General features: G+C 70.4%; 11 protein-coding genes. 7 read left to right on the plus strand and 4 right to left on the minus strand.

Annotated features, from left to right (window positions below; genetic code table 11):
• Positions 1–11: 11 nt before the first annotated feature.
• Positions 12–422 carry an SsgA family sporulation/cell division regulator gene (locus tag ACFYQA_RS30255; RefSeq protein ID WP_388924486.1) on the minus strand — a complete coding sequence of 137 codons (411 nt, stop codon included), beginning with the start codon at positions 420–422 and terminating at the stop codon, positions 12–14.
• A gap of 227 nt (positions 423–649) precedes the next feature.
• Here ACFYQA_RS30255 and ACFYQA_RS30260 point away from each other — a divergent pair, with 227 nt between their 5' ends.
• On the plus strand, positions 650–2,137 hold the full coding sequence (locus ACFYQA_RS30260; RefSeq protein ID WP_388924489.1) for an RDD family protein: 1,488 nt from the start codon (positions 650–652) through the stop codon (positions 2,135–2,137).
• Between the two features lie 180 nt (positions 2,138–2,317).
• Positions 2,318–3,028, plus strand: a complete 711-nt coding sequence (locus tag ACFYQA_RS30265) for an RDD family protein (protein WP_388924492.1) — start codon at positions 2,318–2,320, stop codon at positions 3,026–3,028.
• A 52-nt stretch (positions 3,029–3,080) separates the two neighbouring features.
• Here the strand turns inward: ACFYQA_RS30265 and ACFYQA_RS30270 are convergent, their stop codons facing one another.
• Positions 3,081–3,371, minus strand: coding sequence for a hypothetical protein (locus tag ACFYQA_RS30270; RefSeq protein WP_388924495.1), 291 nt, complete (start codon positions 3,369–3,371; stop codon positions 3,081–3,083).
• 379 nt (positions 3,372–3,750) lie between these two features.
• On the opposite strand from ACFYQA_RS30270, the gene ACFYQA_RS30275 reads away from it, so the two are divergent.
• Positions 3,751–6,117, plus strand: a complete 2,367-nt coding sequence (locus ACFYQA_RS30275) for an immune inhibitor A domain-containing protein (RefSeq protein ID WP_388924498.1) — start codon at positions 3,751–3,753, stop codon at positions 6,115–6,117.
• Between the two features lie 123 nt (positions 6,118–6,240).
• Complete coding sequence (locus ACFYQA_RS30280) at positions 6,241–6,600, plus strand: hypothetical protein (protein ID WP_388924501.1); 360 nt, start codon at positions 6,241–6,243, stop codon at positions 6,598–6,600.
• Between the two features lie 60 nt (positions 6,601–6,660).
• Here the strand turns inward: ACFYQA_RS30280 and ACFYQA_RS30285 are convergent, their stop codons facing one another.
• Positions 6,661–7,248, minus strand: a complete 588-nt coding sequence (locus tag ACFYQA_RS30285; RefSeq protein ID WP_388924504.1) for a nicotinamidase — start codon at positions 7,246–7,248, stop codon at positions 6,661–6,663.
• Between the two features lie 119 nt (positions 7,249–7,367).
• On the minus strand, positions 7,368–8,720 hold the full coding sequence (locus tag ACFYQA_RS30290; RefSeq protein WP_388924507.1) for a nicotinate phosphoribosyltransferase: 1,353 nt from the start codon (positions 8,718–8,720) through the stop codon (positions 7,368–7,370).
• Between the two features lie 98 nt (positions 8,721–8,818).
• Between ACFYQA_RS30290 and clpS the strand changes: the two genes are divergently transcribed.
• From clpS to ACFYQA_RS30305, 3 genes are all read left to right on the plus strand, one after another.
• Complete coding sequence (gene clpS, locus ACFYQA_RS30295) at positions 8,819–9,136, plus strand: ATP-dependent Clp protease adapter ClpS (RefSeq protein WP_332428087.1); 318 nt, start codon at positions 8,819–8,821, stop codon at positions 9,134–9,136.
• Positions 9,137–9,228: 92 nt separating this feature from the next.
• Complete coding sequence (locus tag ACFYQA_RS30300) at positions 9,229–9,831, plus strand: DUF2017 domain-containing protein (RefSeq protein WP_388924510.1); 603 nt, start codon at positions 9,229–9,231, stop codon at positions 9,829–9,831.
• Positions 9,832–10,308: 477 nt separating this feature from the next.
• Positions 10,309–11,736, plus strand: coding sequence for an amino acid permease (locus tag ACFYQA_RS30305; protein ID WP_381031682.1), 1,428 nt, complete (start codon positions 10,309–10,311; stop codon positions 11,734–11,736).
• Positions 11,737–11,950 lie beyond the last annotated feature (214 nt).

Raw genomic sequence — 11,950 nt, forward strand, 5'->3', positions numbered from 1 at the left:
ACCCCGCGCCGTCACGGGGCGAGCAGCGCGGCCAGTCCGTCGTCCAGCCCGAGCCGCTCGCTCTCGCTGCCCGGCGGCACCACCCGCAGCGTCCGCTCCAGCCACGACGACACCTGCGCCGTCGGCACCTCCAGCAGGGCGTCCCCGTCGGGCGAGCTCAGCGCCACCAGGACCACGCTGCGCCCCTCCGCCTTCGACGGCCACACCCGCACGTCGCCGTGCCCGCACGGCCGGAACACACCTTCGATCAGCAGCTCGCGGGCGAACGTCCAGTGCACCGGCTGCTCGGAGTCGGTGTGGAAGGCGATGTGCACGGCGTAGGGGTCGTCGGCGCGGTAGCCGAGCCGCGCCGACACCGGGACGTCCCGCTCCGGCGACAGGATGAGCCGCAGTTCCACTTCGCGCTCCACCACGATGCCCATGGCGCAGGTCCTCTCTCTCGTGAACTCTCGTACAGATGCCCGCGAGGGGCCGTCACAGGAGAGAGAGGGAAGGAGCGGGAGCATTACGCGGGTTCGCGAAAGTTTCTTCGCGGTACCACATCGGTGCTCGAAAGGGGTGCGTCCGGCCGGACGGGCCCTGATTCTTTCGCCCGTCTGATAAATGTGGTGCCACCGACCCACCCGCGAGCAGATACGGGACGACGGACATGAGCGCCCCAACCCCGGCCCCCGGCGACGACACGCCGCGCGAAGGCTTCTACCCGGACCCGTCCATTCCCGGATACGTCCGGTACTGGAACGGTGCCTCCTGGGTACCGGGCACCAGCCGTCCGGCGCCGGACGGCGGCGGCGCGCCGCTCGCGCCGTCGACGTCCGCCGGTACCGGTTCCTCCGGTTCCACCCCGGCGGTGCCCGTCGTCGAGGAGACCGGCCCGCACTTCTTCGACGAGGACCCGGTCGACGAACCTCCACCGTCACCGCCGTTCCCTTCCCCTTCCCCTTCCCAGGTCCCGTCTCCGTCCTCCCCCTTCTCCCCGTCGCCCTTGCCGGCCGACTCGCAGCACGGCAGCCGGCCCGAGCCCGCCTCGGCATGGGGTGCCAACCGCTCCCACCAGTCCGGCTTCGGCGGCGACCAGGACCGCCGGGTCTCCTGGGGAGCGGACCCGAGAGTGGCGCACGCGTCCGGCCCGGCGGGCGGCGAGTCCACGGGCGCGGACAGCGGTTCCGCCGGAGCCGCCGCGGCCTCCGACAGTGCGATCGTGGACGAGGGCACCATGACCTTCCGCGCCGTCGGCCCGCGCCAGGGTTCCGGTGCGGCCTCCTCCGGTTCCGGTTCGTCCGGGCGTCCCGGGTTCGGGGCCGGGAAGGCCGCCGCAGCCCGTGCCGCGCGTACCGCCTCCGGTCAGGAGGGGAGCGGGAGTTCGGCCGCGGCACCGGTGTCCGGGCCGCAGCAGGCCTCCGCGGCCCCGGCCGTCCCGCCCCAGTCCATGGCACCGGAGCCCATGCCCGCTCCCGCCGCCGCTCCCGCCGCCGCTCCCGCCTCCGTGCCCGCCCAGGCTTCCGCCTCCCGGCCGCTGTCGAGCGGTCACGGTGGCGGCCAGTCGTCCTGGGCGCAGCAGGTGCACCGGCCCGCGGACGGGGAGGCGGTGCCGGTCGCGCCGTGGAAGCCACCGGTCGAGGACATCTTCCAGGCCGCCGCCAGGCGTCAGGCCTCGGCCCGTCCCGCGGGGTTCGGCAAGCGGCTGGTGGCGCGGCTGCTGGACACCGTCGTCCTCGGCGGCGTCACCGCCCTGGCCGCCGTACCGCTGGGCCTCGCGGCGGCGGACCACGTCAACGAGAAGATCGACGCGGCCAAGCTGTCCGGCGAGACCGTCACGGTGTGGCTGCTCGACGGCACCACGTCGGTGTATCTGGGCGTCGTCCTCGCCGTCCTCCTCCTCGGCGGTGTCCTCTGCGAGGTGCTGCCCACCGCCAAGTGGGGCTGCACCCCGGGCAAGAAGCTGCTGGGTCTCGAGGTGCGGGACATCGAGGGTCACGACGTGCCCGGGTTCGGCGCGGCCCTGCGCCGCTGGCTGGTCTACAGCATCCCCGGACTGCTCGTCGTCGGTGTGGTGGGCGTCCTGTGGTGCCTGTTCGACAAGCCGTGGCGGCAGTGCTGGCACGACAAGGTCGCGCACACGTTCGTGGCGGGCTGACCCGGCCGGACCCACGGGGGACCAGGCGGGGGAACAGAGCGGGACCCACACGGGGGAACAGACGGGAAGCAGGCGGGGAATCACGCCTTCGGACCGGCTGCGCGGGCGGGCCGCGACACCGCTACTCCGGACGGCGGCTTGCCGGATGCGCGACCGGGGGGTTCGCGGTCGACTCGGGCCATGAGTACCGAACCGCCCCCCGGCTCCGGTCAGCAGCCCCCGGACGACGACCCGTTCAAGAAACACCCTCCGCCCGGCGACCGGCCCCCGCCGCAGCAAGGCGGCGGCCCTTACGGCGGCGGTGGCGGTGACCCCTACGGCGGTGGCAGCGGCGGCCCGTACGGGGGTGGCGCCGGCGGCCCGTACGGGGGAGGAGGCGGCGGTCCCTACGGCGGTGGCGGTGGCAGCCCTTACGGCCCCGGCCCCGATGACCCCCTCGCCGGGATGCCGCCCCTGGCCGACAGCGGCAGGCGCACCCTGGCCCGGATCGTTGACATGATTCTGGTGGGCCTGGTCGTCTGGCTGCTCACCTGGCCGTTCGGCGTGAGCGAGTACGACGTGAGCGGCGACGAGGTCAACGTGGGCAAGTCCTTCACCCAGTCCCTCGTCGCCGCGGTCCTCTACATCGCCTACGACACCGTCATGACCTCCCGCTCCGGGCAGACCCTCGGCAAGAAGTGGCAGAAGCTGCGGGTGGCCGACCTGTCCAACGGCTCGACGCCCTCCGTGCGGACGTCACTGATGCGCGCCGCCGTGCTGTGGATTCCGTTCGCGTTCTGCTGTGCCTGTGTGTGGACCGTGATCGCGGGCGGCTGGAGTTTCTTCGACAAGCCCTACAAGCAGGGCCTGCACGACAAGGCCGCCAAGACGGTCGTGGTCAGCACCCGGTGACACGGGACCGGCCGGAGGATCCCCGGTGACGGACGCCCGCGGCCGGCCGGTATCAGGAAACCGCCCGCTCCCGTACGGCTTTGCGGGCCGACAGGGTCGCCGGTGACGGGAGGGTCGCCCGGACCGGCTCCTGCGGCAGGGACCGCAGCACCGGGGCGGGGCGGGATTTCGCCTGAGGCATCGTCATGGCCACCATCAGCCCGAGAGCGAGTGCCGCGACGACGACGAGCGCGATGCCCACGCCCGAACTCGTCCGTGACAACAGCAGCAGGGCGAGGGTGGAGAAGACCACGGTGCACGAACCGTAGGCGAACTGAGCGACAGTCGGACGGGGCATGGCCATCGTGTCCTCGTGAGTCGGGGGCTGTCGGCCTGGCGTTCCACCGGCTCAACGGTGTGCCGCCAAGCGACTCTAACCGCGAGCGTGCCCGAGTGGAACGCACAGTAAGCGTGGCCTAACCGGCAGGACTGGTGCACAGGGGGCGCACGGAGTCATCTCGACGGCGAAACAGGCCCTCCGTGTCCGTAAACAGCCCTCCCATGTCCGTAAAGCGAACCCCGCCTCTGCGTAATTCAGTTGATCTGTTCAAGTCAAGGTCTGTTTTTTCTGCTGAACCTCTAGTCAAATGTGGTCACTTGACTACGCGCGTTGATCACGTGTGCGCAATCGTCCGTCACCCGGACCCCGCCTTCGCGCACACGCACGCCAGAGGGGATCTCAAGTGACCAGTAGACCCTGGACGTTCAGAGCGGCCGCGACAGGCGTGGCACTCGCGGCGGTCACCGCCACCTGTTCTGCGTTCACCGTGGCCCAGGCCGACACGGCCGAAGGGGCCGACCGGCCGGCCGGTGTGGACCGGCAGGACCCGGCGGAGCACAACCACGTCGAGCACGACCTCGAGGGCCCGCTCTCCAAGACCCGGGACGCCCAGCGCCAGGAGGCACTGAAGCAGGTCATATCCGGCGAGTCCTCGGTCAAGGACCGGGGCGGTTCGAAGGTCGTCGAGCTCAAGGGCAAGGGCAAGAAGGGCACCGGCAAGTACGTCGAGCTCGGCCGCGAGAAGACCGACAAGATCTTCACGATCCTGGTCGAGTTCGGCGACGAGACCGACAGCCGCTACGGCGGCACCCGCGGCCCGCTGCACAACGAGATCGCCGAGCCGGACCGCAGCACGGACAACTCCACCGCATGGCAGGCGGACTACGACCAGAAGCACTTCAAGGACATGTACTTCGGCACCGGCAAGGGTGTCGAGTCGGTCAAGACGTACTTCGAGAAGCAGTCCTCGGGCCGCTACTCCGTCGAGGGCCAGGTCTCCGACTGGGTCAAGGTCCCCTACAACGAGGCCCGCTACGGCAACAACGCCTGCGGCCAGAGCACCTGCTCGAGCGTGTGGAACGTGGTCAGCGACGGTCTCAACTCATGGGTCGCCCAGCAGAGGGCGGCGGGGGCGACCGACGCCGAGATCAAGGCGGACGTCGCGAAGTTCGACGAGTGGGACCGCTACGACTTCGACGGCGACGGCAACTTCAACGAGCCCGACGGCTACATCGACCACTTCCAGGTCGTGCACGCCGGTGAGGACGAGTCCGCCGGCGGCGGCGCCCAGGGCGAGGACGCGATCTGGGCCCACCGCTGGTACGCCTTCGGCACCGACGCCGGAGCCACCGGCCCCGACCACAACAAGCTCGGCGGCGCGCCCGTCGGCGACACCGGCATCTGGGCCGGCGACTACACCATCCAGCCGGAGAACGGCGGACTCGGCGTCTACGCCCACGAGTACGGCCACGACCTCGGCCTGCCGGACCACTACGACACCGCGGGCGGCGAGAACTCCACCGGCTTCTGGACCCTGATGTCCTCCGGCTCCTGGCTCGGCACCGGAAAGAACGAGATCGGCGACCTGCCCGGCGACATGACCGCCTGGGACAAGCTCCAGCTGGGCTGGCTGGACTACGACACGGCCAGGGCCGCGACGAAGTCCAAGCACAAGCTGGGCTACGCCGAGTACAACACCAAGGACAAGCAGGCCCTCGTGGTCGAACTGCCCGAGAAGGCGGTCACCACCGAGATAGTGGTCCCCGCCGAGGGCGAGACCCAGTGGTGGAGCGGCAGCGGTGACGACCTGCGGAACACGCTGACCCGTTCCGTGGACCTCACCGGCGCCTCGACGGCCGAGCTGACGCTCGACGGCTGGTACGAGATCGAGTCCGACTACGACTTCCTCTACGCCGAGGCCTCGACCGACGGCGGCGCCAACTGGACCGTCCTGGAGGGCACGGTGGACGGCCGGCCGCTTCCGCGCGACGGCAGCGACAAGCCGGCCCTGCACGGCACGGTCGACGGCTACAAGCCGCTGGCGTACCCGCTGGACGCCTACGCCGGTCAGCGGATCGACCTGCGCTTCCGCTACCAGACCGACGGCGGCCTGGCGATGAAGGGCTTCGCGGCCGACCGGATCTCGGTGACCGCGGACGGCACCGCGCTGTTCACGGACAACGCCGAGACCGCCGACGCCGCCTGGACGGCCAACGGCTTCTCCCGCATCGGCGCGTCGTTCACCAACGACTACGCGCAGTACTACATCGCCGAGAACCGCCAGTACGTGTCGTACGACAAGACCCTCAAGGTCGGCCCGTACAACTTCGGCTTCGCGAACAGCCGTCCGGACTGGGTGGAGCACTTCTCGTACCAGAACGGTCTGTTGATCTGGAAGTGGGACACCTCGCAGGCGGACAACAACACCAGCCGGCACCCGGGCACCGGCCTGGTCCTGCCGGTCGACTCGCACCCGGCCGCGCTGAAGTGGTCCGACGGCACGCTGATGCGCAACCGCATCCAGACGTACGACTCGACGTTCAGCACCTTCCGCACGGACGGCATCACGCTGCACAAGAGCGGCGTCGCCACCAAGATCCGCTCGTCGAAGGGTGTGCCGGTCTTCAACGACCGCACCCACACCTACTACGACGAGACGAACCCGGGCGGCGGCGTCAAGATCACTGACACCAACACGAAGATCAAGATCGTCAAGGAGGCCGGGGACGGCTCGACGATCCACCTCGAAGTAAGCCGCGCAACGAAGTAAACCGCGTCTTACCAGGTCAAAACGTGAGCGGCGGCGACCCACTGGCGGGTTGCCGCCGTTCCGTGTTTAGGTGCGTCCTGTGACGCTCTTATTGACACCTGGCCCGACGGGGGTATGAATTCCATGGCCGCAGGAGGCTTCAGCAAGCTGCCGAACGGCACCGTGGTGGTGGCACTGAACCTGCCCAGCCCCGCCGCCGGCCCCGGCTCGGTGCGCTTCCTCGTGCACGCGGGCAACAGGGCGCGCGCCCTGACCAGGCTGCGCAACCTGGGCCTGCGGGCCGTCTACCTGCGGGGCAACGCGGCTCCGCCGAGCCCCGACGAGATCACCGCGGTGCTGCACCATCCCGACGGCCTCATATGGCGCACGGCCCCCGACAGCGCGGTCCTGCCCGGCCCCGGCCCGTCCGGTCCCGACGACCTGGTGGTCGAGCTGTGGCATCCGATCCGCGCCCTGCTCAGACGCCCCGCGGCCCCCGCCTGACCGGCCCCCGCCCGACCGGCGTACGCCCGCACGGCGCACTCACGCCCCGGAGGGGTGCCCTTACCGCACGGCCGGCTTCCCCGAGAGCTCCACACCCGCCCCGCGCAGCTCGTCGAGTGCCCGCTCGGTGGTCTGTGCGGCCACCCCTGCGGTGAGGTCCAGCAGGACCTGGGTGCGGAAGCCCTCGCCGACGGCGTCCAGGGCGGTGGCCCGGACACAGTGGTCGGTGGCGATGCCCACCACGTCCACCTCGTCGATCTCGCGGGCGCGCAGCCAGTCGGCCAGCGACACGCCGTTCTCCTCGGTTCCCTCGAAGCCGCTGTACGCCGCCGAGTACGCCCCCTTGTCGAAGACGGCGTCGACCGCGCCGGAGGCGACCGCGGGAGCGAAGTTCGGGTGGAAGCCGGCGCCCTCCGTCCCGGCGACGCAGTGCGCGGGCCAGGAGCGGACGAAGTCGGGGTTGTCGGCGAAGTGGCCGCCGGGGGCGATGTGGTGGTCGCGGGTGGCCACCACGTGCCGGTACCCGGCCGGCACCCGGGCGATCAGCTCGGTGATGGCGGCGGCCACATCCGCACCGCCGGACACGGCGAGGCTTCCCCCCTCGCAGAAGTCGTTCTGCACGTCAACGACGATCAAGGCGCGGCGCATGGTCGGATTCCTTCGGCTGGGGATCGATCAGGGATCGGTCGGGGGTCGGTCGGAGGTCGGTTGCGGAATTGCGGGACAGGGGGCCATGGACAGGGGATCGCGGGACAGCCGGCAGGCCCTTAGCCACCCGAGCCCAGGTGCAGGTACTCCGTCGGAATGACGGGTTCCCCGCGGGACAGCTGGGTCGCGGACAGCGGCAGGCCGGCGCGGGCCGCGGCGTGCCGTTCGCGGAGCCGGTCCAGCGGCTCGCGCGCGGTCGCGGTCACCTCGCCGCTCTTGACCAGCTCCACCAGCAGCTGCCGGTCGGCCAGCTCCTCGGGTATTTGCCCGGTGCCGACCACCTCGGCCTCGGCGACACCCCGCTCGTCCAGCCGCCGCGCGGCCCATTTGCGGCCGCCGATGGAGGTCTTGCCGCCGGAGGACCGTTTCGCCACGGGCACCAGCGGCGCTCCGGCGTCGGCGGACTCGGCGCGGGCGACCAGCTTGTAGACCATGGAGGCCGTCGGGTGCCCGGAGCCGGTCACCAGCTGGGTGCCGACGCCGTACGAGTCCACCGGCGCGGCGGCCAGCGAGGCGATGGCGTACTCGTCGAGGTCCGACGTCACGGTGATCTTCGTGCCGGTGGCGCCCAGCTCGTCCAGCTGCTGCCGCACCCGGTGCGCGACCAGGAGCAGGTCACCGGAGTCGATCCGGACCGAGCCCAGGGACGGGCCGGCGACCTCGACGGCCGTACGGACCGCCTCGGTCACGTCGTAGGTGTCCACGAGAAGCGTCGTACCGGCGCCGAGGGAGTCCACCTGCGCGCGGAAGGCGTCCCGCTCGCTGTCGTGCACCAGGGTGAAGGCATGGGCGGAGGTGCCCACGGTCGGGATGTTGTAGCGGAACCCGGCCGCCAGGTCGGAGGTGGAGGTGAAGCCGCCCACGTAGGCGGCCCGCGAGGCGGCCACCGCGGCCAGCTCGTGGGTGCGCCGGGCACCCATCTCGATCAGCGGCCGGTCCCCGGCGGCCGACGACATCCGGGAGGCCGCCGCGGCGATCGCCGAATCGTGGTTGAGGATCGACAGGATCACCGTCTCCAGCAGCACGCACTCCGCGAAGCTGCCCTCGACCCGCATGATCGGCGAGCCCGGGAAGTACACCTCGCCCTCCGGGTAGCCCCAGATGTCCCCGGTGAAGCGGTAGTCGGCCAGCCAGTCGAGGGTCGGCCCGTCGACGACGTTCTTCTCGCGCAGGAAGTCGAGGAGGGAGGCGTCGAAGCGGAAGTTCTCCACCGCGTCCAGGACCCGCCCGGTGCCGGCCACCACGCCGTAGCGGCGGCCCTCCGGCAGGCGCCGGGTGAAGACCTCGAACACGCTGCGCCGTTCGGCGGTGCCGCCGCTCAGGGCGGCCTGCAGCATCGTCAGCTCGTAGTGGTCGGTGAAGAGTGCCGTCGACGGAACAGTCACCGGCAGCCCAAGGTCCGCTGTGTTCATACGAGGATGCTACCCCCTTTTCGTCGTTCTGACGATTTCGGTTCGGCGTCCCGGTCCACGTACGCCGGTTTGTACTCCCGGCCCCTTCCAGTGGCAGCATGGGCGGTGTGACGTCACCCGCACCCCTGGAGATCGAACGCACCGAGTCGGCGGAAGAGGTTTTCGCCGTACCCGAGCCCGACGTCCCCTGGATCACCCTCGTCCACAACGACCCGGTCAACCTCATGAGCTACGTGACGTACGTCTTCCAGACGTACTTCGGCTACTCCAAGGACAAGGCCACCAAGCTCATGCTCGACGTCCACCACAAGGGCCGGGCCGTCGTCTCCAGCGGCACCCGCGAGGAAATGGAACGCGACGTCCAGGCCATGCACGGCTACGGCCTGTGGGCCACTCTCCAGCAGGACCGGAAGTAGCCCGTCGACAGGACCGGAGAACCGGAGAACCGCACAGCAGCCCGCCCGTGCCCCGCCCCCGCCCGCAGGACCGGAAGTAGCGAATCGCCTCCATGTCAGGACACTTCGAACCGCTCCCCGGCGGCGGCGCGGCCGTCGCCCTCGACGACGTCGAGATCTCCATCATCCGGTCCCTCGCCGTGCAGCTCATGGAGCTGATCGGCCCCGGCCCGGCCGTGGACGCCTCCGCCGACCCGCTCGCCCAACTCTTCGCCGAGGGCCCGAGCGAACCGCCCGCCGACCCCGTGCTGCGCCGGCTCTTCCCGGACGCCTACGGCGGCCCCGAGGGGCCCGCCTCGGCCGGGGACACCGAGGAACAGCTGGCCCACTCCGCGGAGTTCCGCCGCTTCACCGAGAACGACCTGCGGGCCGGCAAGCGCGAGAACGCCCTTACGGTGATCCGCTCCCTGGACGGACTCACCGAGGCCGGCGGGGAAGGGGCGGTGCTCGAACTCTCCGCCGAGGAGTCCCGGCAGTGGCTCGGCGCGCTGAACGACCTGCGCCTGGCGATCGGGTCCCGGCTGGAGATCGACGACGAGGACGACACCGATCTCCTCTTCCGCCTCCCGGACGAGGATCCGCGCAAGCCCATGGTGATGGCGTACCTGTGGCTCGGCGGCCTCCAGGAGACCCTCGTCTCGACCCTGATGCCGTAGCCCCGCGCGGCCTACGGCACTGCCGGGCCGCACCGTGCGGCTCGCGCAACCATGTGGCCGACGGCGCCGCGTCACGCCCGCCGGTACGGCGCCGCGTTCTCGGCGCAGGGCGCCGCCCATGCCGTACATCTGACCGGGATGTTCGGAAAAGTCCGCTGACGTGTTCGCTCAGAGGACACTCAAGCCCGTGTGGCGATCCTGTCAAGGCTTCCGCCGCCTATGTATTTTCCTGGTGACGTTTGTCTGCTTTCTCCTGTGGTGTGTGCCACAAGTCGCTGCTGATCAGTGTTGCGGTCGTGATAGATCTGCACGACCACCCGGCGAACACCATCGGTACGCCCGCCGGGTGCGCCACCGAGCCGGCGACCGCCGGCCAGGCATGAGCGGACGCGCTCAGCTCCATCAGTCCGGGGGGACCGAGACCCGATCCGGGGCCCACCAGCGGCCCGGATCGGGATGGAGAAAGGCGCATGCCACATGGCCTCACCGCAGGTCGACACGGAGTCCGTATCCGACGAGGGGTATGAGCGCGGTCTCAGCGGCCGTCAAGTCCAGATGATCGCGATCGGCGGCGCCATCGGCGTCGGCCTCTTCCTGGGAGCCGGGGCGAACATCGCCAAGGCCGGACCCAGCCTGATCGTCATGTACGCCCTCGCCGGCGTGATCATCTTCTTCATCATGCGGGCGCTCGGCGAGCTCCTGCTCTACCGTCCGGTCTCGGGTTCCTTCGCCGAGTACTCGCGGGAGTTCCTCGGCCCGTTCTTCGGCTATTTCACCGGCTGGACGTACTGGCTGATGTGGATCGTCATCGGTATGGCCGAACTCACGGCCGCCGCGATCTACATCAACTACTGGTTCCCACAGATCCCGCAGTGGGCCACCGCCCTGGTCTTCCTGATCGTCCTCTTCGGGGCCAACCTCATCTCGGTGAAGATGTTCGGCGAGATCGAGTTCTGGTTCTCGATGATCAAGGTCACCGCCATCATCGGCATGATCGTGATCGGGCTGGGCGTGCTCACCTTCGGCTTCAGCGCCGCCGGGGACACCGCCGCGGTGTCCAACCTCTGGGCCTTCGACGGTTTCTTCCCCAAGGGCATCGGGTCGTCCCTGATGACCCTCCAGGGCGTCATGTTCGCCTACCTCGCCATCGAAATCGTCGGCGTCACGGCCGGCGAGTCCAAGAACCCGGAGAAGACACTCCCCAAGGCGATCAACACCCTGCCCTGGCGCATCGCCCTGTTCTACGTCGGTGCCCTCACCGTCATCCTGTGCGTGGTCAAGTGGACCGAGTTCGCGCCGGGGGTCAGCCCCTTCGTCGAGGCCTTCGCCCAGATCGGCATTCCGGCCGGCGCCGCCATCGTCAACTTCGTCGTGCTGACCGCCGCTCTGTCCTCCTGCAACTCCGGGATGTACTCCACGGGCCGCATGCTGCGCAGTCTCGCGGAAAACGGCGAGGCCCCGCGGATCTACCAGCGACTGTCCTCCAGCAAGACCCCGGCGCTCGGCATCGCCACCTCGGTGGTCTTCATGGGCATCGGCGTCGTCCTGAACTACGTCGTCCCGGAGAAGGCATTCGGCTACGTCACCTCCATCGCCACGGCGGCCGGCATCTGGACCTGGCTGATGATCCTGATCAGCCACATCCTCTACCGCCGCCAGGTGGTCGCGGGCCGGCTGCCCGCCTCCTCCTTCCCGGCGCCCGGCGGCTCGGTGTGCTCCTACATCGCCATCGTGTTCCTGCTCTTCGTCACCGCCCTCATCGCGATCGACGCGGAGGCCAGGATCTGCCTCTACGTGATGGCCGGCTGGGCCTTCGTCCTGGGGATCGGCTGGGTGGCCCTCAAGAGCCGCAATCCGCGGATCACCGAGGGACGCGAGCCGAAGTTCGAGAAAATCGGCGGCTAGCTCCTACCGGCCGTGCGGGAGCACCGGCCGTGAGGTTCTGCCGTGTGGCCGTACCCGTCGTGGGGGGGGGGGGGGGGGGGGGGCGCCCGCGCCCCCCCCCCCCGCCCCCCCCCCCCCCGCCCCCCCCCCGCCCCCCCCCCCCCCCCCCCCCCCCCCCGCGGCCGGGGGCGCCCCCCCCCGGGGGGGGGGGGGGTTTCTGCCCGCCGGGGACGGC

It is taken from the genome of Streptomyces sp. NPDC005774 (assembly GCF_042871645.1).
GTDB classification, from domain to species: Bacteria; Actinomycetota; Actinomycetes; order Streptomycetales; family Streptomycetaceae; genus Streptomyces; species Streptomyces pratens.

Bases quoted from the DNA above. Each gene is read 5' to 3' on its own strand.
- ACFYQA_RS30260 (WP_388924489.1), top strand. From the start codon at position 650: ATGAGCGCCCCAACCCCGGCCCCCGGCGACGACACGCCGCGCGAAGGC.
- ACFYQA_RS30285 (WP_388924504.1), bottom strand. From the start codon at position 7,248: ATGCGCCGCGCCTTGATCGTCGTTGACGTGCAGAACGACTTCTGCGAG.
- ACFYQA_RS30265 (WP_388924492.1), top strand. From the start codon at position 2,318: ATGAGTACCGAACCGCCCCCCGGCTCCGGTCAGCAGCCCCCGGACGAC.
- ACFYQA_RS30300 (WP_388924510.1), top strand. From the start codon at position 9,229: ATGTCAGGACACTTCGAACCGCTCCCCGGCGGCGGCGCGGCCGTCGCC.
- clpS (WP_332428087.1), top strand. From the start codon at position 8,819: ATGGGCGGTGTGACGTCACCCGCACCCCTGGAGATCGAACGCACCGAG.
- ACFYQA_RS30255 (WP_388924486.1), bottom strand. From the start codon at position 422: ATGGGCATCGTGGTGGAGCGCGAAGTGGAACTGCGGCTCATCCTGTCG.
- ACFYQA_RS30270 (WP_388924495.1), bottom strand. From the start codon at position 3,371: ATGGCCATGCCCCGTCCGACTGTCGCTCAGTTCGCCTACGGTTCGTGC.
- ACFYQA_RS30305 (WP_381031682.1), top strand. From the start codon at position 10,309: ATGGCCTCACCGCAGGTCGACACGGAGTCCGTATCCGACGAGGGGTAT.
- ACFYQA_RS30280 (WP_388924501.1), top strand. From the start codon at position 6,241: ATGGCCGCAGGAGGCTTCAGCAAGCTGCCGAACGGCACCGTGGTGGTG.
- ACFYQA_RS30290 (WP_388924507.1), bottom strand. From the start codon at position 8,720: ATGAACACAGCGGACCTTGGGCTGCCGGTGACTGTTCCGTCGACGGCA.